Raw genomic sequence first — 20,377 nt, forward strand, 5'->3', positions numbered from 1 at the left:
CCCATTGGAAAAAATAGCGCCTTTGATAACACCTTTGCTGTCCAACCCAAAGCAAACAGCGTCAGCACCTACAACCACAGTAAAAGTGCCTAATTTTAAGAAAATTGCAGTAGCACCAACAACTACACCATCACCAGCCCCATTGGAAAAAATAGCGCCTTTGATAACACCTTTGCTGTCCAACCCAAAGCAAACAGCGTCAGCACCTACAACCACAGTAAAAGTGCCTAATTATAGGAGAATTGCGGTAGTACCAACAACTACACCATCATCAGCCCCACTGGAAAAAACAGCGCCTTTGACAACACCTTTAGTGTCCAATCCAAAGCAAACAGAGTCAGCACCTACAACCACAGTAAAAGTGCCTAATTATAGGAGAATTGCAGTAGCACCAATAACTAAACCATCATTAGCCCCACTGGAAAAAACACCACTTGAAAGAACTACGACATTACCTGTACCCAGCAACCCTAAGAACTTAGGACAGTCGAGAACTAGATTAAATGGGCGAACACCGTCCCAAGCTCGGTCATCTCCAAAAACAGGTGCAGCAAGTTTGTTGGGTGGTACTCTGAGTGTATCTAGTCAGAATTATCGCGGTGATGATCTGGCAGCCCTGCCTAATTCCAACCGTGATCACCAAGCGACTTCTGGTATTGATGCCCGTAGTCAAGATATAGACCTCACCTCTTACTTAAAGAAACTACAGCAACGCGTTCAGCAGGAGTGGCTACCAGGACTGAGCGATTCTGATCGGCGAACAGTGCTTAACTTCACTATTAACCGTTCAGGTCAAGTCAGCAATCTCAACATTGCACAAACCTCTGGATTTAGTGTAACTGATGGAGTAGCACTCAATGCTATACAGCGATCTGCACCTTTTGCACCTTTGCCCACAGGATATCCCAAGAACTACATTAATATTGAATTTACATTTGATATCAATGTTTATGGTCAGCTAAATTTATGGAGGGATGGTGGCTAACAGCAGGCAAACAGATTGCTGGCTGGTGATCACACAGGTTGTCGGGTGTAGTAATATTATTCACCCAAAAGCATTGGGGGTCCAAAGCGATCAAATAATTTTTTGCTCGTAAACTATCGACGGAAGCAGTAGTAGAATGCCAGATTACACCTTCTCTTTTGCTGGCGTTACGATACCGTGCTTAACTAGACTCGCTTCAAGTTCCTTAATAAATCTTAAGTCTTCCTCTAATAGAGGCTGGCTTTCGCTAGAAGAAAAGTCCTTAGTTATAGAAGGATTTTTCTCAAGGAAAGCAAATGCTTGCCGAAATTGACACGGATTTGCCAAAATTAGCGAATCAAAGTGACAGGGAATAATCTGCTGAAAATCCCAACTTGCAACTGTATCAGCCCAGTTGAGGACTTGTCTTGGTGCTTGAGGAAAAATCAGAATTTGCAAAATCGGTGCGACAAATGGTCGCCCCTGATCTCGTAGAGCATCGAATGCCTGCTTCCAAGTTTCTTGCCAGCGAAAAGGAAATAAACCAAAGTACGTTTTTAGGGTTCGCTGTGGTGCTTTGAGAGCATCACGAAACATCTGTCCGATTGCAGTAACTTCTAGCGCACTTGGACGGAAGTAAAGCGCAAACAATGAAATGCGTTGCCATCCCTTGCGGCGGTTGTCTTCATTGTCCTTGATCGCCTCCAAAGCATTGTCCCTTGCATGAAACATTAAATTTACGGAAAGCGAAAACAATGCCATACTTGGATGGTCATTCTTTGAATAATCTCTTTAACGCACTAAATCGTTTAGCGCACGATTTAGATAGGCAGATTACTCCGTTCGATTTAATTGATTACACTCCAGATTCAGATATTTCTGCCCCTTCTGAAAACTATAACAGCAGCAAGAGTATCGCATTAAGTCAGCACTGAAAGTCTTCAGCAATTGATGCTGAAAATCAAGCCTGTTTAACGGCTGCATAGCAAAAGCGATCGCCGCCCGTCACAGCAATGCGTGAACAGGAAATAAACCGATAATGATTGGACAGGATCAAAATTCACTACTCCAGAGCAATGCGAACATCGGAGTGACTTAAACCATTAATGACTTAGGAGTTGTGGTTAGCTGGTGATATTGTTGCTAGATCATCCTCTTCCCGGACAGAAGTCAATGGATAAATTGCCCAAAATACCTGGAAGACCATTATTTACTGCCGTCCATATCCAAATTTTGTTTTTTTTACCCACAAATGTCGCAAGTTCATCAACTTGTGCAAATAGTAGGAATTTCTGAATGTTCTGGCGCATCTGGTAATTTTAGAGCAGCTTCTCTCACCCAATTTATTACCGTATTATGATTGACTCCAGTCAGCCGCCCAATGGCGCGAAAACCAATGCCATTTACATACATGGTCAAACATCGTTATTTAATTTCGTCGTTATATCCACGTTTTGAATATGATTCTATAAATTGGCGAAAGCGTTGCGGGGCGGAACGCACGTCGCAAGAGGTACAGATGTAGTTCTGTTTACCACCACAATACCCGTTATTACGGATAAGGTTGGATGCACAATATAGACAGTTCATCCCTTAATTATGCAACGCCCTACTTTGAATATATAGTCTCGTTTTGTTGACGCCACGCCGGATCAACTATGCATATAAATACCAGTGGCTCAATTCCAGAATTGCGAATAAATTGTTTTGCTAATGGTGGAATGTAGATAGTATCTCCTGGTTCTACTAACTGTAGTTCATCGTCTATATGCATTTCTCCCTGACCAGTGAGAATGTAGTAAACTTCCGAAGTTTTTAAGGAGTGAGGTCTAGAAGTTTGCCCAATTGGGACTACTGTATGAGCTAGACTGTAGCGTAATTTTAAAGATTGCTTATCAGGATGCAATAATTCTCGCAAAATAGTGCCATCATCTGCAATGAATTCTGTACACACATTCAGTTTTTGTACTAGCACTGTTTAAAAAGCCTTTAAAATAATAAACACAACTTATTTGAAGATGCGATATACGATCGCTCTTAGAAGAGTACCATCTCTCTGCATCTATTACCTTGTAGTGACTAAACTATTTTGATTTTCGTGCTGACTTGGGCGGTGTCCGGTGTGCGCCAAAGTATTTCTCACTACGGTAGCGTAGCCATACCCGCAACTCTTGCGGAATCTGCTCTTTTTGTTCCTTACTTAAAGTGTTGTAAAAAGCTAAGGCGCGATCGCGCTCACCTCGACAGGCAGCGTTGTTGTGAGCATCCCAATAGCTACGGGCTACTCGAATGCGCCGACAAACTTCCTTAATTAATGCTTCTTTCGTAAGTGGAGCGTCCTGCTTTGCCATACTTAAATGCTATAGGTGTTCTAATTTGCTGTAAATACTCGTGGCGATCGCCGTATTGCTCAAATTTATTTAGAAACTCTGTTTAATCATAGCTACTTTCATTACTTTATCGAAATAAGCTTGGGGAAAAATATGATTAAAAACATCGATTTTCACTGCGGAGTATGATTATTGATATTAGGTTTCATAAATTCCAATCAGCCGTGCTTGCTCGATAACATGATCGGCAAGCCTATCAAGGAGTTGCTCTCGGTTCAAGCCTGGTTTTAGGTTGAGTTTCTTGTTTAAAGCGTACAGCCAGAAATAGTAGTGATGAGGCCCATGCCCTTACACTCCATTGCCACAGGTGAGCTTTCAATCCGCAAGGGTCGCACATCTGTAGCCGGAATAGCTTTTAAGTTTGCTTTATCAAACTCGTTAACTCTATAGGGAAATTCCGTTCCTGTTTGAACCATTGCATGAGACAATGCTTCATCCACCACATGACAGACAAATTCATCAACTTCATGAATATTGCGTAACGTGTCTTTTTCTTTTGGCTCACGTCTATGATATGCGACTGAGAACATAATGGTTGGTGGAAAACCTGCTACTGCATTGAAAAACGAATACGGGGCGAGATTTGGAATTCCAGAAGCACTAACTGTAGACACCCATGCAATTGGGCCAGGAGCAACGATGCTTGTCAATAGATGGTAAGGAGCAGGGTCTTTCATTTCTTGCGACACAAATGATAACATAAAATTCTCTAATCTTGCGGGCGGTTGAGAGTATTCAGTGAATACCAAAAAATAAATTATTCAAGAGCTTATTGGAAAGTTCCTTAACTTAAGTTCAATACTTTTTGTCCATTTTTGGTATGGCTCTTTGGTCATAACAACCTAGACTTTGTGTAAAAGCAAAATTCAGCCTGTAGATAGATATTTAAAATGAGTGCAAGACATCTCTTATAAAAAAATCCGAAGGGCTTTTCACAGGGTGTGGAAGTTTGCAACCATTATAACTTTCCAAGACAAAGACGCAGAGAAAAAGTTTCAAATAAAGACTTTAGCAAAAAGTTTAAACAACTTTGCCAAAATTGTAAGTTACAAAAAATCAGTAATTTATGCTAACTTTTATAATAAATAAATAACTTAAGTTGACAACTATCCTGCGAGGTATGATTTCAGCGATATTTTCACTTATCTTGGGTAGCAGAACACCGTGATACCTGCGGCGGTAAACAACGCAGTCAGTCTCATGCATATGCTGTAATCGTTAATGGGCGGTAATCGACTCTTACTTGATACTAGTAGCAATGCAGGCACAGTCTCATATTGTTTTCATTGGGACTGCTTGCTCAAGCTGATAAACTGCTATAAACAGAAAAATAAGCAATCAAATGAACGAATTACAAGCAATTTTAGAAGGCTTCGAGTCAAGTAAAAAAAGTGGTAAAATCACTTTTCTTGCTACTGTAGTTAAAACTCAAGGTTCAACCTATCGCCGACCGGGTGCTAAAATGTTGATGACAAATGCAGGTCGGATAATTGGAACAATCAGCGCTGGTTGCTTGGAGAATGACGTATTTGAGCATACTCAACAACGGATGTTAGACGGCAAACCAATTGTTGTTACTTACGATAATACCGCCTCTGAAGATATTCTTTGGGGCTTTGGTCTAGGGTGCAATGGAATAGTTCAAGTTCTCATTGAACGTCTTGAGACAGAAAGCACACTGAATGCGATCGCTTTTACACAGGAGTGCTTTCATAAAAAACATTTGGGTATTATTGCTACAGTCTTTGCTTTTGAAGGTGCGGTAGATGTGAAACTTGGGTCGCGCTTACTGCTGTATCCAAACGGTAATATTCTGACTGACATTAAAGATCCAAATTTAATTCAATCTCTGAGTGCAGACACTCAAGCAGCCCTTGCTAATCAAAAGTCAAGCGTAAACAACTATCAGTTACCTTTAGGCAGTGCAGAAGTTTTTATTGAAGTCATCCAACCACCTACATCTTTAGTAATATTTGGTGCAGGTTATGACGCTGTACCCGTAGCACAGTTTGCTCAAGCATTAGGTTGGCAGGTTACTGTAGTTGATTGTCGAGCTAATGAGGCAACTAGAGCGCGATTTCCTATGGCTTGTGATGTAATTCTTAGTCGGCGAGAAATCGTCCAAAAACAGGTATTTATAGATGCCTACACAGTTGCTGTAGTGATGACGCATAATTATCTTGATGACCTAGAAATTTTGAAAATGTTGCTGCCATCTCCTGCACGCTACATAGGGGTTTTAGGACCAAAGGCGCGGACTGAAAGATTGATTGAAGATTTACGTTTGCAAGAAATAGTTTATACTAGTGAACAATTAAAAAGATTGCATGGCCCTATTGGAATTGATATCGGTGCAGATACACCGGAAGAAATAGCGATCGCCATTATTGCTGAAATTCAAGCAGTGCTGACAAATCGCAGTGGTAATTTTCTAAGAAATCGCAATCAACCAATTCACCAATGCTATGAAAGCAATTTAAAGTTGCTAGTTACTACATAGTTTTTATCTGTTATGGTATTTAACACTGAGCAAATAGACAAAGAAAAATCAACCATAGCCATTATGATTCTTGCTGCTGGTGCATCTACTCGTATGGGTACACCTAAACAACTATTGCTTTACCAAGGACGTAGTTTTTTGCAATACATTACAGAAATGGCGATCGCTTCAGTTTGTCAACCTGTAGTAGTAGTACTTGGAGCAAATGCAGAACAGATTCATCCCCAAATTAAGCAACTTCCCGTTAGAGTAGTTAAGAACTTGGATTGGGCTTGTGGAATGAGTACTTCAATCAAAAGCGGTATTGAATTGTTAAATAATCTTCCTCAAAAAATAGAAGCAGTAGTTATTACACTTTGCGACCAGCCATTTGTTTCTCACCAAATTATTAATCAGCTTGTTGATGCATATTATTCAGAAAAAAAACCGATCATTGCTTGTGAATATGCTGGTATATTAGGTGTCCCATCTCTATTTAGTCAGATATTTTTTTCAGAACTTGCTGCTTTAAAAGAAGCTTCAGGAGCAAAAAAAGTTATTAATAATAACCTCAATAAAGTCTTTTCTATTCCGTTTCCACTAGGTAATATTGATATTGATACACCAAAAGATTATAAACAATTGTTATCAATTACCAATTTGGCTTCTGAAGTTCAGATGGAACAAAACGAGTATCTGTGAAAATGGGAATAAAATAGAATGGCACGCAGCTATCAACGAAGCAAAAGGACTTGTTTTGAACTTGAGGATTTTTCATAGTAAGTGATGAACCTATCCTACTAATACCAAAATGTGAGAATCTACTTTTTGAATAAGAGGGGGTGTATCACTTTATGGCAGGACGTTTTGAAGGATTGAGTGACTTGGAATGGAGACTATTTGAAGATATATTTCCTCCTAAACCATTCAAGCGTGATAAAGGAATGCCTCATTGCCCATATCGTTATGTATTAAATAGTCTGCTATACATTCTAATTACTGGGTGTTGATGGTGTGATATCCCACAGGGAGGAATCTGGGCATCGAAAAGCTCATCTCATCGATGGTTGAAGCGATGGCGCTCTGATGTAACATTTGAACATTTGCAGGCTCGTTTACTTGCGATGCCTGCGGCGGGCTACGCCTACGCAGAGGAGAAAGGATTGATAAATTGGGAGTTTGGAGCCGTTGATGGCTCTTTTTCCCCCTGGAAAGGGAGGAGGTGAAGAAGTTGAGCCAGTGCGTTGCGGTGAATCCAGCGCTGTAGGCGGGTTTTCCGCCGCAGGCATCGCTATCTCAGGACAACAATTGTCACTTTACCCCATTTTGGCCTTAACCGAGAAGTATTGCATCAAAACTAATATCGCTACTTTTGGCTATTACGGTAGAAGCTAGGGTATGGTATTTACCTGAGTATATTTAGTCAGAGGCCAGGAATTAGCCTGCGATCGCTGATTGCTGAAGCACCTCCAGAAGAACAAGCTGAAGTTTTACGACTAATTGCTAATATTTTTGTGAATAACAGTCGTAAGGCTACAGATCCAGTGCAGTTACAAAAAGATTTATAACTCAATGTTCGCAATAGAATTTGACTAAAACTCGTAAGTGTAAGGGCTTTTTTTAAATTAGCCAGAAATTTTCGATGAAGTAGTGCTTTACTTTCAGTCAATCTAGGAAAATTTTCCTGATAAGCGAATAGGCAAAAACAAGTGCTATCAGATGAGCGATGCAGTCAGGGAGGATATTTTCAGCCTTTAAAAATAATTTGCTAATAGCTCTGGATGGAACAGAATATTTTGGCTCCAATCACATTCACTGCTGACCGAAAAAGAAAAGGATACAAGTCCCTAAATTTATTTATGGGGGTTATTAATTTTGACTAATTTTGACTTTTGACTTCCCCGTTCGCGTAGTGTCCCGTAGGGAAGGGGCTGACTAAGCACGAGCAAAGCAATCGCTTCCATTGGAGTGTAACTAAATGCCAGCAATGTAATAGAGCCAAGCAGCATGAGCAGCCAGCTCTAATTTACGATCGCGCCGCTCTAATAAAGGTTTTCCCATACCCTACTTTCCAAAACTATGTACCTACCAAAGGAATGATTGCACGGTTTTGAGTATATGCCCACCAATATAATTTTTGCTCACTATCGGGAAATCTCTATTGACCACCAGTTACCTCCAAGTTAAACCCGGTTATATAACTTGCTTCGTCGCTCATCAGAAACGTTACCCCATTTGCGACCTCTGCCAAACTTCCCAAGCGTCGCATTGGCACTGAATTAATCATCTGTTGCTCAACTACCTTGGGGTTGGCATCAAAGTACTGAGAACCCACTGCTGCTTGCAATTCTGTTTGCCGCGTCCACATAAAACCAGGGCCGATCAGTGCCGGAGACAGTGCATTTACCCTGATGCCGTAGGGAGCTAAATCTTTCGCTGCTGTCTGAGTCATTCCAATAACTGCAAACTTAGAAGCACTGTAAGCTAACATATTTGGCGGTCCGATTACGCCTGCATAACTTGCCATGTTAACGATCGCACCTCCACCTGCATCACGCAAGTGCTGTGCGGCTGCTTTAAGAATGTGGAAAACGCCGACAACATTAATGTTGATCACCTTTTGAAAGTCGTCCTCAGGATATTCGTCGGTCTTGGCAAACACTCCTTGATAGCCTGCATTATTAAATACATAGTCGATCCGCTCAAGCTGCTTTACAGCGTCAGTAAAGGTTTTGCCAACATCACTAGCTGTAACATCACAGCAAAATGTACTGACTGGAACGTTATAACTTTTTAGTTCCTCAGCCACATTTGCCATCTTCGGTTCATTCAAATCTAGCAAAGCTATTCCTGCCCCATTAGCAGCAAAACGGTGTGCAGTTGCCTTGCCAATATCTCCCGCACCGCCTGTAATTAGGATGGTCTTACCTGCAAACTGATAGGTTGCTTTTGCTGTCATATTTTTAACCTCCTATACCATTTTGGACTTCGGCTACGCTCAGTCGAACGATTTTGGATTTTAGATTTTAGATTGGGAATCGCCTTTTATGTCCTGGCTGTATGAATCCTGGGATTAATTGAAGAATTGTTGCAAATGCCCATGATTGAAATGAGATTGGTATGATTTCTATTATTGAGCTTTTGCCCAAAAATAGAGCATAAAATCAAAAATTTATTTCGTTCGGTTTTTTACTTTAAAGGAGTCATGCGATGCGTATCCCCCGCTTCGCTAAAGTGCTGGTTGCATTTCTCGCTGGAGTGATGCTGGTGCAACTTCTATATGCTTGTTTACCGCGATTGCAAGCCGCAGAGAAAACTAGACTCATTGGGATTGAAAATTTCACGTTCATCCTGAGTGACTCAGCTTTATGGACATCGATCGCTATTACAATCATTCTGGTTGTTTCTGTTTTGGCAATCACAATTGGTCTGGGCACATTACTAGCAGTGCTATTTGACCAAGACTTTTATGGTTGCAAAGTAGCACGGGTGCTGGTAATCTCCCCATTTTTCGTTATGCCCACGGTTAGCGCCCTGATCTGGAATAAATATGCTGACGCATCCGGTGAATGGGCTGTTTATTCAAATCACCAACAGAGATCATCAAAGGCATTGATCTCGACATTAATGATCGCGAGTTTGTTGTCTTCGTCGGTCCCTCCGGTTGTGGAAAATCAACTTTACTCCGCATGATTGCTGGACTAGAAGAAATCTCCTCCAGTGATTTGCTCATTGATGGACAAAAAGTCAATGATGTGCCACCCGATAAACGCGGTTTGGCAATGGTGTTTCAAACCTATGCCTTATATCCTCACATGACTGTGGGGGAGAATATGGCGTTCAGCCTCCGGCTTTCAGGGTATGCACAAAGCCCAGCGGTATGAAAGGGCACGTGAAGTTGCTCGTATCCTGCAACTAGAGCCGCTTTTGAATCGGAAACCCAAAGAACTATCAGGAAGACAACGGCAGGGGGTGGCGATCGGTCGTGCTTTGGTACTTGCGGGTGGCGAGACTGTAATTGTGCAAATAGACGGAGATGATCCAGCCATTATGCACGATTATGTTCCTATTTACATTAACGGTGAGCTTTGCCATTTGTTCGATCAAAATGGTGAAGCCATTCCCAAAGTTCATCGTCACCACCTAACCCAAAATGAATCCCATGAACAGCAATATCAGCACAGACTCAGCAATCAAGTTGAATGAAGCATCTCTGTCTGGTTTAGAAAATAATGTTCGCGTACCTAATTACGATCGTCATCAAATCACTAATGGTATTGTCCATATCGGTGTTGGTGGGTTCCATCGGGCACATCAAGCTTTATACCTGGATAATTACTTTCATCAAAATCCCGGCAGTGAATGGGGAATCTGCGGGGTTGGGCTACTAGAATTCGACAAGCGGATGCGGGATACACTGTATTCTCAAGACTGTTTGTATACCTTAGTTGAAAGGTCACCATTAGGCGATCGCGCTCGTGTGATTGCAGCAATTACAAAATATTTGTTTGCTCCAGATAACCGCCAAGCAGTAATTGACACCTTAGCAGATCCCAAATGCCGCATCGTCACCCTCACCATTACCGAAGGAGGCTATTACTATATTGAAGGTAGTGGTGAATTTGATGCGAATCACCAGACTATCCAGTACGATTTGCAGCATCCCGACGAGCCAATTGGAGTATATGGCTTTTTGACAGCAGCCCTTGAACGCCGCCGTCAACAGGGACTAGCACCATTTACCGTATTGTCCTGCGACAACTTACAAGGTAACGGCAACATTGCCCGCAAAATGTTAACCGCATTTGCCGAAATGCGGAACCCGGAATTGGGAAGTTGGATTGCCGAACAGGTTGCTTTTCCAAACTGCATGGTCGATCGCATTACCCCCGCTACAACCCCAGCAGATATCAAAATGGTGGCGGAACAGTTTAATATCGATGATGCTTTTCCAGTTGTTGCCGAACCGTTTCTTCAGTGGGTAGTCGAAGACAATTTCAGCGCAGGTAGACCCGATTGGGAATCAGTTGGCGTGCAGATGACCAGCGATGTTCATCCCTACGAGATGATGAAAATTCGGCTGCTCAACGCCAGTCACTTGCTGATTGGCTATCTCGGCTCCTTGGCAGGTTACACCTACGTCCATGAGGTGATGGCCGATCCATTAATTCGGCAAGCCGTTGATAATTTGATGGCAGAAGTTACGCCAACACTGCAATCTGTGCCGGGAATTGATTTAGACGATTATAAAAAGACCTTAATTGAACGCTTTGCTAATCCGAAGATTCGCGATCAACTGCCGCGTCTTTGCCTCAATAGCTCTGCCAAAATGCCAAAATTTGTTTTAGGCTCAGTTCGTGACGCGCTACGCAAAAATGTGGCGATTGATTACATGAGCCTCACGGTTGCTGCTTGGTTCCGTTACCTGAATGGATTGGATGACCAAGGTAACGCCATCCCGATTGATGACCCAATAGCAGGTACTTTAACTCAACTAGCTCATTCTAGTGGTTCCGATGCCAAACCATTGCTTAACCTGACTGAGATTTTTGGCGATTTATCGCTGTCGCCTTTTGCTGATGTAGTTGCGAACCATTTACGCAAATTGTATGAGTTTGGAGCTAAAGAAACATTAGTCCGATTCTTAGAGAAAACTTAACCAGATGAAAGCTGCAAATTTCCAAGGCGGAAGTTTTATTTCCGCCTTGGACTTACGCGTTGACAAAAGCACAAATTTATGGGGAGTATGTCTCTGTCCTTTGTACGCAGGTATTGAACCATCAGAAAGCTACTAAAAGAAAGTGCGAGTCAGTGGTACTCGGCTGAAGCTGATAGTGATGGGCTACAGTTACTAAAGAGTGAGTTCAATCATCAAGTATCAGAAAATTATCAAAAGGGAATGATGGCAGGCAAATTAGATGCAAAGGTGGCAATTATTACAGGTGCATCTTCAGGAATTGGGGCGGCGACGGCGATCGCTCTTGCAGAAGAAGGCGCACAGGTAGTACTCGCAGCTCGTCGAATCGAGCGATTAAACGAAGTTGCACAAAAAATTGAAGCGCTTGGGGGAAAGGCTTTACCGATTGTCACAGATGCCAGCGATGAAACCCAAGTGAATGATCTGGTGCAAAAGGTTAACACAACTTTAGGACGAATCGATATTCTTGTGAATAACGCAGGTATTGGAGGATTAGGAACGATTGAGGATAGCGATCCAGCAGAGTGGCGGCGACAGTTCGACCTGAACGTTTTGGGATTGCTGTATGCGACTCATGCAGTTTTGCCTATCTTCAAAGCACAGGGCGTTGGGCATGTGGTCAATCTTTCATCCGTTGCCGGACGGATTACACGGGCGGGCATGGGTGTGTACAGCGCCACCAAATGGGGCGTGAATGCAATTTCAGAAGCTCTGCGGCAGGAAGTTCATAAAGACAATATTCGCGTCACCATTATTGAACCTGGTATGGTTGCCACCGAATTTATCGACAACATCACCGATCCGGTTGCGAAACAAGCGCTAGAAGCCCGGTTCAAAGCCGTGACTCCGCTGCAACCGGAAGATATTGCACGGGCGATCGCCTATGCCGTTACCCAACCACCTCACGTCAACGTGAATGAAATTTTAATCCGACCAACGCAACAGGAATAAGACAGCAATCTAAATTCAAAAATTAAGAGGAATCAGCAAATTGAGCAGGCGGGGAATCAGAGAGGATGAAATCGAGGAGATGCTGCCGTTGCTGTTCTGCAAAAAGCGATCGCAACTCAAAAAGACGGACAATCGCCGTTTCCAATCCTTCATTTACCTCACTCTACATTCACAAGGAACAAATCATGACAAATTCTGATGCTAAAGTTTGGTTGATTACAGGTAGCTCTAGTGGCTTTGGTCGATCGCTAGTTGAGGCTGTTCTCAACTCAGGCGATCACGTCGTCGCCACGGCTCGAAAACCCGAACAACTGGATGATCTAGCTCAACAATACCCAGAGACAATTCATCCGGTTCGTCTAGATGTGACGAATCTACAAGACGTTCAAGCTGCGGTCGAGTCGGCATTGGATCAGTACGCTCGCATTGATGTCCTAGTTAACAATGCAGGTTATGCTGCAATGGGCGCAATTGAAGAATTGAGCGACGACGACATTAGACGGCAATTTGAAACGAATTTCTTTGGTGCATTGAGCATGATTCGTGCCGTGCTACCGACCATGCGGGAGCAACGCAGTGGTCACATTCTCAATATTTCCTCTTTTGCGGGTGTGGCTTCTTTGAGTGGACTTGGGATCTATAGTGCAACCAAGTTTGCGCTCGAAGGAGCTTCGGAAGCGTTGGCACAAGAAGTCAAGCCCTTAGGCATCAAAGTGACGCTGATCGAACCGGGAGCATTTCGGACGAATGCTGTTGGGTCATCAATGGTCACGCCAAAGCATCCGATCACAGACTATGCCGAGACTAGCGGCAAGATGATCGATGTCATGCGGTCATCGCATGGCAACCAACCCGGCGATCCAGCAAAAGCTGCTGCCGCGATGATTCAAGTGGTTGAAAGCGACGATCCACCCATGCGATTAGCGCTCGGCGAAGATTCAGCTAATGGGATTGTGCAAAAGCTCGACGCGATGAAAGCTGAACTCGAAGCTTGGAAACCCCTTTCGATTAGCACTGCATTTGAATGAAACAGTAGCCGCAACTTAAGGCTTGAGAGAATCGCTGTGCGAAGCTGCTTATAGACTGATCATCGCGTTGCACCCGATTCCGTTACTGATACCACACCTGAGAAGCACCCAAATGGGTAAGAGGAAAGCTCGATCATGCTTCGTATGATTGAACCAAGACGCACTTCACGACTCCCAGTCAAGGTCTGAAGTCGCTTCTGTGTTTCTGCTCTCGCTGAGAAACCTCTATCCTCTCCCCAGTTGATCCTCCTGTCAAAATTTGAAATTGCTAGGAATAAGACTTAAGCCTTGACAAAAGCACGAATTTACGTAAGTTTAAGTCTCTTGTCCTCTGTACGCAGGTATCGAACGCTTCAGTTCGACCACCAAGCCCTCTGCTGCTGAATGTGACTTAAACACCTACACCTGGTTTACCATCGTTGAACCCAAGTATGGGGGCTGTTATCGTAAGAGCAGAGTTATTTGAAGATTTCAGGACTTACGCAAGATTATAAAAAACGAACCACAAAGCATACAAAATAAATAGGGTTTTAGAGAGTTTTTTTGTAAGTCCTATAAAATTGAGAATTTAGGAGGGACAATTGACCGATATCGTAGTTGGTTTAGACTTGGGTACAGGAGGAGTACGAGCGATCGCAGTTGACCTGCAAGGGCAAATTATCGCTCAGTCAACCAGAAGCTATCCTCTGTTAACTCCACAACCCGGTTGGACGCAACAAAACTCATCGGATTGGGTGGAAGCGAGTTTGGATGCTCTCTTCGATGTTACTCAACAGCTAGACGGATACCAAGCGATCGCCCTCGGTTTATCTGGACAAATGCATGGTATGGTTCCTCTCGACGCTCAAGGCAAAGCGATTAGACCGGCAATCTTGTGGAATGACCAGCGCACAGGTAAAGCTGTTGTTGAGATTGAAGCCGCTATTCCCCAACAGGAGTTGATTAAGCGCACTGGAAATCCCGCAATTACTGGCTTTCAACTGCCGAAGCTTCTATGGTTGCGGACTGAAGAACCACAAGCATACTCTCGGTTGTGGCAAATTCTTTTACCAAAAGATTATCTGGGATATGTGCTAACTGGCGAAGCAGTGACAGAACCATCTGATGCGTCTGGTGTCGGCTGTTTGAACTTAGCAAATCGGCAATGGGATACAGATATTCTCCATGCTCTTGATATCAACCGCGCGTTATTCCCCCCAGTCATCGAATCTACCGCGATCGCGGGACGGCTAAAATCAGAAATAGCCGCCCGCGTGGGATTACCTGTGGGATTACCTGTGGTCGCAGGCGGAGGTGATAATGCAGCAGCAGCGATCGGTTTAGGCATCTCATCAAGCAACCTGAACCGGGGTAGTTTAAGTATTGGTACATCAGGAGTTATCTTTGTAGCGTGCGATCGCCCAATTCCCGATCCAGAAGGCCGGGTGCATTTGTTCTGCCATGTAGATGGTGGCTATCATTTCTTGGGAGTAACGCTGGCAGCCGGTGGTTCTCTGCGGTGGTATCGAGATACATTTGCACCGCATATATCTTACACCGATCTCATGGATATGGCAGAGCGATCGCAGCCTGGTGCCCGTGGTCTTCTATTTCTGCCTCACCTTTCAGGAGAACGCAGTCCCCATCTCGATCCACATACTCGGGGTGCTTTAGTGAATTTGTCATTAGCTCATACACAGGCAGATATAATTCGTGCCGTTTTAGAGGGGGTTGCATTCAGCTTGCAGTCAGCATTGTCAGTCATCAGCGTGCTTGCTCCTGTTCATCAACTCTTGGCAACGGGTGGAGGGGCACGCTCTAACATTTGGTTACGAATTTTAGCAGATGTTTTGCAAACAGAACTGATTGCTCCCAAAGCCGAAGAAGGAGCGGCTTACGGAGCAGCACTTTTGGCAATGGTGGGTGTTGGTGCTTACCCTAATTTAGAAGCTGTATTCAAGATAGTACCGCAGGATAGCCATGTGGTACAGCCGCAGGCAAATCCTTTGTATGAAGCAGGGTTTAATCGCTACAAGCTACTTTACGATACCTTAAAAATTGTTCGTTAACGAATACTATACTGCCTTCTGTTCCGGCGTATAAACCTTCACAGGGACTCATTGACTATGCGCTCACCAAAGCAGGCATTTGAAATTTTATGAGAAGAATTATTATTGGGGTTATGGGTAGAGGAGAAAATGCGACAGCAAATGATTTACAAAATGCTTATGCACTAGGTCAACTTATTGCCAAACAAGGATGGGTTTTACTGACTGGTGGTAGAAATGTAGGTGTAATGGATGCTGTAAGTAAAGGTGCAAAATCTGCTCAGGGTTTAACTATTGGTATTCTTCCTAGTGATAATCAAGATGGTATTTCCTCTTGGGTGGATATTGCTATTTTGACAGATATGGGGAATGCTAGAAATAATATTAATGTTCTCACCAGTGATGTAATAATTGCCTGTGGTATGGGTGCAGGAACTGCTTCAGAAATTGCCCTAGCTTTGAAAGGAAATAAGCACGTAATTTTGTTGACTAACGATGAAGAAAGCAAACTTTTCTTCAAAAAGCTGTCGCCAGAAAATGTTCATATTGTGGAGAGTGCGGAAAATGCCATCATTACCGCAAAAGCAATCTTATATTAATTTGTTGTTTATGAGGTAAGTCGGTGCTAATATTTCAAGCTATGGGAATCCTATTTGAGTCTTGAACAAGCTCCGTACATCTAAAGAGTGGCAAAGTCACTCATTTGTGTGTCGAATAAACCACTCAAACATCCACTTCAAATGCGAGTATGTTGGTATCAACGCACAAAAACGTCTCACCCATGTTTTGGCTTGTAACCAAATATCTTCTCCTATCGGAGACGCTGCGCGAACGATCGGATTTTGTGATGGACAATTAGGAGCAAAACGAATGCAGTGTATTTTCCATTGTTCGGGTGCCAAGCCTTGATTAACCTCTGCCAAGAAATCTCGAATTTCTTTGGAGCGGTGATAAGTAGCACCATCCCAGAAAATCAGCAATCCCTGCTCAGGAGACTCATTTAGCAGATATTGGAGATAATCAATAGTATTTTGTGAGTTGCCCCAAAGCTGTCAAAGAAGGCGAAGGTAAGAATAAACACGACTGTTGTAAGACTGTAGCTTATACCAAACCCACCGTTGAAAATCTGTCTCAATTTTATTTGGGTCAGCCGACAGCTAAAGCCCTAATTTGGCAACAACATGATGTGATCGCTGGTTTTAATGAACCTCAATCCCTACCTGCTAACCTTAGAGAATCGGTATCTGTAGACGTGGAAGTATTGCCACCAAATAAGAATAGGAACAAAACTCAAAGCGTTCGGAAATCGAAAACAGCGACCAAGCCACCTCGCAAAATTCAACTTATTGACGATGACGACTTCCTCAATGAAACCGACGATTTGGAAGCTGAGTTAGACGATGATGATTTTGAGGAGGAAGACGATGAACTGAATGATGAGGAATAGTCCAATGGGCGCATCTATGAATTGGGGGAGTACAAGCGTTTTGATAAGCCTCAACAGCATTGCTTAATGAAACGCTGCACTAAATAAATGGTGTAACGGCTCTTGATTGCGCTAGAAATTGGTGTAGCACAGGCGAGGTGTTTGCACTTCGCCAAACAATTGCCAACTTGACATAGAGCGTTTGGTCTTCGAGTGGTTTGATGTTCAACAGGGTTCGGATATGCCTTAGCAGAAGCTATGTTGAAGAAGGGAGGGTTGGTGTTTCCAGCACAGCCACAGAAGTTCTTACCTACATGATGCCAGCAACTTACGAAGCACCCTTATATAGGGACTACGCTGCCCTTTATCTTTGGGTAGGTAATGAAGTTTTAACCAAATACGATAAATTACCAAAGGGTTGCAAGAGTTTTTATGAATTTATAGGTGATGGTGATACGAACAATGCCAGCAATAATCGCATCATTCATTTTAATCAGGTAAAAAATGAATTCAACTATCTTAGCAGGTCAATTCGACGCAGCATAGTTAAACACGCAGCACAAGAGGAATGGGGTAAGCGTCATGTCAATACCAAGTTTAACTTAGACTCAATCCAAAGTACTCCAACTCCTAAACATTCATCAAATTCAATTGTGCAAATTAGCTTGTTCTGGATTTAAAAAAAATCCTCAGTCTATTAAAATTTTCAGATGAAGATTTTTCTGTTAAATGGAAGCGATCGCTTCTCGAATTATGAACATAAATTCTCAAGTTAGTCATCATGAATACTCAAGAAATTCAAGAATTTTTAACTCATTTTATGATTGGAATTACAGCCTTATATACCATTGTAATGATCGTTGATTTCGTTGTGGTAATAGTCCATCTGTGGCAGAAATTTACAGTTAACATCGAAGACACAACATCTGAAAAATTACACCTGGAATCTATTGATATTAAGAAATATCTCAAGGTGAAAAACCAAAATAAATCAACTAACCGTATTACATCAAAACCAGAACCTCAACCAGACAACTTTATTAGCATTGATGTAGACAAAATTGATTTCCGGACAGCCAGACTGGTGCGGCGTTTCTCCTTAGATTTTGAGGAACACCTGAAGAAGGTTCCTTTCTCAGTCAGGATTGAAACAACCAGCAACGGTAAACGCTATGTCAAGCAAAATTAACAGATTAATGTATAAAAGTAAACGTATTAATTAAAATCAATTATGGCAATCAGTGAACGAGATATTGAGCATATTTTTGAGCGCCTTCGCTCCGGCGTTGTTCCAGAACGAGGCTTAGAAGCCTTTGCTGTTGGTATTGACAAACAGCGAACAGAAATTCATCGCCAATTCCAACTAGCAGCTAATAGCGAAGGTGTCTTCAAGTTTTTACGCGGTGGCTACGGCTGTGGTAAAACTTTTATGTCCCGTTTAGCCATCCTTGATGCCCAAGCTCAAGGCTTTGTCACCAGTTTTGTTAAAAGCCTGTTTTTTTGCCAAAGTCGGTCTTTGGCTGAAGAAATTGCCGAACGGATGCGCAACCGAGGTACAGATGTCTTTATCCACCATAGTTCTGTCTCTCTAGAAGAACGAACAGCCGCAGAAGAACGTTTTCATAGAGGGACAAATGCCAGCATTATTTGTACCTCGACTCTAGAGTTGGGCATCGATGTTGGCGACCTCGATTTAGTATTGCAAGCTAATGCTCCTTCTACTGTCTCATCCTTCCTCCAACGGTTGGGTCGCACTGGACGAAGAACAGGGCAACAAGCTAATACTACATTTTTCTGTGAAAATATAGAGACAGTTTTGCAAGCGAGCGCCATCATTGAACTAGCGAAGAAAGGCTGGGTCGAATCTATACCGAATCAGACACGCGTATGGCCCGTACTTGTACATCAGCTACTAGCACTTACTCTCCAATTTGGTGGCATTAGCCCAGAACTCTGCTGGGGGCAACTCTCAGTAGACCTGTTCAAAATATAAATACGGTATAAAAAAGTGGTAGAAAAATAAAATGTGTATCTACCACTCAAAGTAAAAATGTGTATTGTACTTGATTATATCGAAAAATATCCACTGCGGACAAAGCAAATATTAGGTATTAACTATGAACAGTTGCGCTTGCTAACAAAATCATCAATAATCAAACATAAAGAATTAGAAAAACTCAAGGAAAATCAAAAAGTAAGAATTAACGCAGCCAGAGGTGGAAGACCAGAAAAATTATCATTCTCTGAGCAAATAGCATTATGCTTATTTTACTTCAGACAAATGCCATCATTTGAAATTTTAGGAATGCTATTTGGTATTTCCAAAACAGAAGCAAATGATAATTTTCATTATTGGAGGAAAATTATTCGGGATATATTGCCGGCAAGCTTACTCGAACAAGTCTCAACAAAAGATAGCGATTTGGAAATTGTTCAAGAGATTTTAACCAAATTTCAGCTACTAGTTGATAGTGCAGAACAGCCTATAAATAGACCATCACAGCCAGAAGAGCAAAAAAAATACTATTCAGGAAAAAAAATAACATACACTGAAATTGTCAGTTTGTTGGTCTTCCAGAGGCGGCTGATATTGTCGATGTAGAAGTAGGCAATCCTTGACCAACTGTGGACATAAATTTATTTCGTAATCAACAAGGAAAATTTCACATCAAACAAGGATTTGGAGGCGACAAGGGATACCAGGGCGGTAAAAATATAAAGACTCCTCACAAGAAAAAAAGAAACCAGGAATTAAGTGATGTACAAAAACAAGAAAATAAAGTATTTTCGAGTAATCGGATATATATTGAGTATCTCATAAGATTGGTGAAAGTTTTTCAAATAGCATCACAAAAGTTTCGACTAAAAAGCAATATTTACAATGATACAGTTTTCCCGGTTTGTGGGTTGGTAAGGTTGAGAATTGGTATTTTGATTTTAGCAGTTACTTAAATGAGATAATAGTGATCGCCTATAATTATAAAACTGTATTTTGCTTGTCTAAACTATCAGTAACGATATCAAACCCTAATAATTATGCTGACAGAGAATCTGCAAGGGTTGGTCTCAAAGCCTTGTGTGTACTTGCTTTCAATTTTTAGGAAAGGTCTACTGTTCTCAAGACAGCATGGGCAACGGCAGAGAGAACGTGAGTGTTGAATTGCAGATGTAAAAAAGCGCGATCGCTCCATTTATTTTGGGCATTCTGAAAAGATAGCGTTTACTCAAGAAAGTCATGTTTAAAAGATTCGGTGGCGAATGAGAAAAAATCAGTGCTTGAAGAAAATGAACTGACCACAGGGATTGTTCAGCATCCAGTTAGGAGTTATGTAAAAATAACTTGAACAATTAAGTGCCTACTTTGGGTTTTATAATATAGTTCCACTCACCATGAAAAGAATTTCGTTCGATTGC

Annotated in this window: 26 protein-coding genes and 2 pseudogenes; 18 read left to right on the top strand and 10 right to left on the bottom strand. The window is 42.3% G+C overall.

The genetic code is table 11. The annotated features are described in order from the left end of the window. A partial coding sequence (locus V7K46_RS10745) for a TonB family protein (protein WP_335112864.1) occupies positions 1 to 985 on the top strand: 985 nt, incomplete at its 5' end. Between the two features lie 144 nt (positions 986 to 1,129). Here the strand turns inward: V7K46_RS10745 and V7K46_RS10750 are convergent. From V7K46_RS10750 to V7K46_RS10775, 7 genes and pseudogenes are all read right to left on the bottom strand, one after another. Next, a pseudogene (locus tag V7K46_RS10750) lies at positions 1,130 to 1,699 on the bottom strand (DUF4336 domain-containing protein); the annotation flags it as partial. A 531-nt stretch (positions 1,700 to 2,230) separates the two neighbouring features. Further along, positions 2,231 to 2,383, bottom strand: coding sequence for a hypothetical protein (locus V7K46_RS32015; RefSeq protein ID WP_442939828.1), 153 nt, complete (start codon positions 2,381 to 2,383; stop codon positions 2,231 to 2,233). A gap of 6 nt (positions 2,384 to 2,389) precedes the next feature. Then, positions 2,390 to 2,554 (bottom strand): transposase-like zinc-binding domain-containing protein, encoded by a 165-nt coding sequence (locus V7K46_RS32020; protein WP_442939829.1) that lies wholly within the window; start codon positions 2,552 to 2,554, stop codon positions 2,390 to 2,392. 19 nt (positions 2,555 to 2,573) lie between these two features. Beyond that, positions 2,574 to 2,939 carry a cupin domain-containing protein gene (locus V7K46_RS10760; RefSeq protein WP_335112866.1) on the bottom strand — a complete coding sequence of 122 codons (366 nt, stop codon included), beginning with the start codon at positions 2,937 to 2,939 and terminating at the stop codon, positions 2,574 to 2,576. 109 nt (positions 2,940 to 3,048) lie between these two features. Next, entirely contained in the window at positions 3,049 to 3,315 is a 267-nt protein-coding gene (locus V7K46_RS10765) for a Precorrin-3B methylase (RefSeq protein WP_335112869.1), read from the bottom strand. Between the two features lie 177 nt (positions 3,316 to 3,492). Next, positions 3,493 to 3,612, bottom strand: coding sequence for a hypothetical protein (locus tag V7K46_RS10770; protein WP_335112905.1), 120 nt, complete (start codon positions 3,610 to 3,612; stop codon positions 3,493 to 3,495). After that, positions 3,600 to 4,055 (bottom strand): flavin reductase family protein, encoded by a 456-nt coding sequence (locus V7K46_RS10775; RefSeq protein WP_335112871.1) that lies wholly within the window; start codon positions 4,053 to 4,055, stop codon positions 3,600 to 3,602. Before V7K46_RS10775 ends, V7K46_RS10770 begins: the two co-directional genes overlap by 13 nt. Positions 4,056 to 4,696: 641 nt before the next feature. Between V7K46_RS10775 and V7K46_RS10780 the strand changes: the two genes are divergently transcribed. The 3 genes from V7K46_RS10780 to V7K46_RS10790 all read left to right on the top strand — a co-directional run bounded on the left by V7K46_RS10780 (position 4,697) and on the right by V7K46_RS10790 (position 7,228). After that, positions 4,697 to 5,854, top strand: a complete 1,158-nt coding sequence (locus V7K46_RS10780; protein ID WP_335112873.1) for an XdhC family protein — start codon at positions 4,697 to 4,699, stop codon at positions 5,852 to 5,854. 12 nt (positions 5,855 to 5,866) lie between these two features. Then, on the top strand, positions 5,867 to 6,535 hold the full coding sequence (locus V7K46_RS10785; RefSeq protein WP_335112875.1) for a nucleotidyltransferase family protein: 669 nt from the start codon (positions 5,867 to 5,869) through the stop codon (positions 6,533 to 6,535). A 489-nt stretch (positions 6,536 to 7,024) separates the two neighbouring features. Further along, positions 7,025 to 7,228, top strand: coding sequence for a hypothetical protein (locus V7K46_RS10790; RefSeq protein ID WP_335112877.1), 204 nt, complete (start codon positions 7,025 to 7,027; stop codon positions 7,226 to 7,228). Positions 7,229 to 7,991: 763 nt separating this feature from the next. Here V7K46_RS10790 and V7K46_RS10795 read toward each other — a convergent pair. After that, positions 7,992 to 8,792, bottom strand: a complete 801-nt coding sequence (locus V7K46_RS10795; protein WP_335112879.1) for an SDR family NAD(P)-dependent oxidoreductase — start codon at positions 8,790 to 8,792, stop codon at positions 7,992 to 7,994. Between the two features lie 251 nt (positions 8,793 to 9,043). Here V7K46_RS10795 and V7K46_RS10800 point away from each other — a divergent pair, with 251 nt between their 5' ends. From V7K46_RS10800 to V7K46_RS10820, 5 genes are all read left to right on the top strand, one after another. Then, positions 9,044 to 9,526: a hypothetical protein gene (locus V7K46_RS10800; protein WP_335112909.1), complete on the top strand. Its 483-nt coding sequence runs from the start codon at positions 9,044 to 9,046 to the stop codon at positions 9,524 to 9,526. Beyond that, entirely contained in the window at positions 9,457 to 9,717 is a 261-nt protein-coding gene (locus V7K46_RS10805; protein ID WP_335112907.1) for an ATP-binding cassette domain-containing protein, read from the top strand. Before V7K46_RS10800 ends, V7K46_RS10805 begins: the two co-directional genes overlap by 70 nt. Next, the gene (locus tag V7K46_RS10810; RefSeq protein ID WP_335112881.1) at positions 9,695 to 10,039 is read left to right on the top strand and encodes a hypothetical protein; all 345 of its coding nucleotides are present in this window, start codon (positions 9,695 to 9,697) and stop codon (positions 10,037 to 10,039) included. Before V7K46_RS10805 ends, V7K46_RS10810 begins: the two co-directional genes overlap by 23 nt. Beyond that, complete coding sequence (locus V7K46_RS10815) at positions 9,996 to 11,492, top strand: mannitol dehydrogenase family protein (protein ID WP_335112883.1); 1,497 nt, start codon at positions 9,996 to 9,998, stop codon at positions 11,490 to 11,492. The genes V7K46_RS10810 and V7K46_RS10815 overlap by 44 nt, the downstream gene beginning before the upstream one ends. A 240-nt stretch (positions 11,493 to 11,732) precedes the next feature. Then, on the top strand, positions 11,733 to 12,482 hold the full coding sequence (locus V7K46_RS10820; protein WP_335112885.1) for an SDR family NAD(P)-dependent oxidoreductase: 750 nt from the start codon (positions 11,733 to 11,735) through the stop codon (positions 12,480 to 12,482). Between the two features lie 22 nt (positions 12,483 to 12,504). On the opposite strand, the gene V7K46_RS10825 is transcribed toward V7K46_RS10820, so the two are convergent. After that, positions 12,505 to 12,627 carry a hypothetical protein gene (locus V7K46_RS10825; RefSeq protein ID WP_335112887.1) on the bottom strand — a complete coding sequence of 41 codons (123 nt, stop codon included), beginning with the start codon at positions 12,625 to 12,627 and terminating at the stop codon, positions 12,505 to 12,507. Between the two features lie 40 nt (positions 12,628 to 12,667). Between V7K46_RS10825 and V7K46_RS10830 the strand changes: the two genes are divergently transcribed. The 3 genes from V7K46_RS10830 to V7K46_RS10840 all read left to right on the top strand — a co-directional run bounded on the left by V7K46_RS10830 (position 12,668) and on the right by V7K46_RS10840 (position 16,136). Beyond that, complete coding sequence (locus V7K46_RS10830) at positions 12,668 to 13,510, top strand: oxidoreductase (RefSeq protein WP_335112889.1); 843 nt, start codon at positions 12,668 to 12,670, stop codon at positions 13,508 to 13,510. 581 nt (positions 13,511 to 14,091) lie between these two features. Continuing rightward, positions 14,092 to 15,558: a xylulokinase gene (gene xylB / locus V7K46_RS10835; protein WP_335112891.1), complete on the top strand. Its 1,467-nt coding sequence runs from the start codon at positions 14,092 to 14,094 to the stop codon at positions 15,556 to 15,558. A gap of 89 nt (positions 15,559 to 15,647) precedes the next feature. After that, complete coding sequence (locus tag V7K46_RS10840; RefSeq protein WP_335112893.1) at positions 15,648 to 16,136, top strand: TIGR00725 family protein; 489 nt, start codon at positions 15,648 to 15,650, stop codon at positions 16,134 to 16,136. Between the two features lie 80 nt (positions 16,137 to 16,216). On the opposite strand, the pseudogene V7K46_RS10845 reads toward V7K46_RS10840, so the two are convergent. Next, positions 16,217 to 16,580 (bottom strand): annotated as a pseudogene (locus tag V7K46_RS10845) (IS630 family transposase); the annotation flags it as partial. Between V7K46_RS10845 and V7K46_RS10850 the strand changes: the two are divergent. The 6 genes from V7K46_RS10850 (at position 16,571) to V7K46_RS10875 (ending at position 19,915) form a co-directional block, all read left to right on the top strand. Next, positions 16,571 to 16,984 (top strand): hypothetical protein, encoded by a 414-nt coding sequence (locus V7K46_RS10850; protein WP_335112911.1) that lies wholly within the window; start codon positions 16,571 to 16,573, stop codon positions 16,982 to 16,984. The pseudogene V7K46_RS10845 and the gene V7K46_RS10850 sit on opposite strands and share 10 nt — an antisense overlap. Before the next feature lie 200 nt (positions 16,985 to 17,184). Then, positions 17,185 to 17,643 carry a hypothetical protein gene (locus tag V7K46_RS10855; RefSeq protein ID WP_335112895.1) on the top strand — a complete coding sequence of 153 codons (459 nt, stop codon included), beginning with the start codon at positions 17,185 to 17,187 and terminating at the stop codon, positions 17,641 to 17,643. 101 nt (positions 17,644 to 17,744) lie between these two features. After that, positions 17,745 to 18,152 (top strand): hypothetical protein, encoded by a 408-nt coding sequence (locus V7K46_RS10860; RefSeq protein WP_335112897.1) that lies wholly within the window; start codon positions 17,745 to 17,747, stop codon positions 18,150 to 18,152. Between the two features lie 42 nt (positions 18,153 to 18,194). Continuing rightward, a complete protein-coding gene (locus V7K46_RS10865) occupies positions 18,195 to 18,956 on the top strand; it encodes a BREX system ATP-binding domain-containing protein (RefSeq protein ID WP_335112899.1) in 762 nt (253 codons plus the stop codon). Between the two features lie 33 nt (positions 18,957 to 18,989). Next, the gene (locus tag V7K46_RS10870; RefSeq protein WP_335112901.1) at positions 18,990 to 19,565 is read left to right on the top strand and encodes a helix-turn-helix domain-containing protein; all 576 of its coding nucleotides are present in this window, start codon (positions 18,990 to 18,992) and stop codon (positions 19,563 to 19,565) included. Between the two features lie 23 nt (positions 19,566 to 19,588). Next, positions 19,589 to 19,915 carry a transposase family protein gene (locus tag V7K46_RS10875; protein WP_335112903.1) on the top strand — a complete coding sequence of 109 codons (327 nt, stop codon included), beginning with the start codon at positions 19,589 to 19,591 and terminating at the stop codon, positions 19,913 to 19,915. Positions 19,916 to 20,377: the final 462 nt, after the last annotated feature.

The sequence above is a fragment of the Nostoc sp. genome (genome assembly GCF_036917395.1).
In the GTDB taxonomy this organism is placed as follows: Bacteria; Cyanobacteriota; Cyanobacteriia; order Cyanobacteriales; family Nostocaceae; genus Nostoc.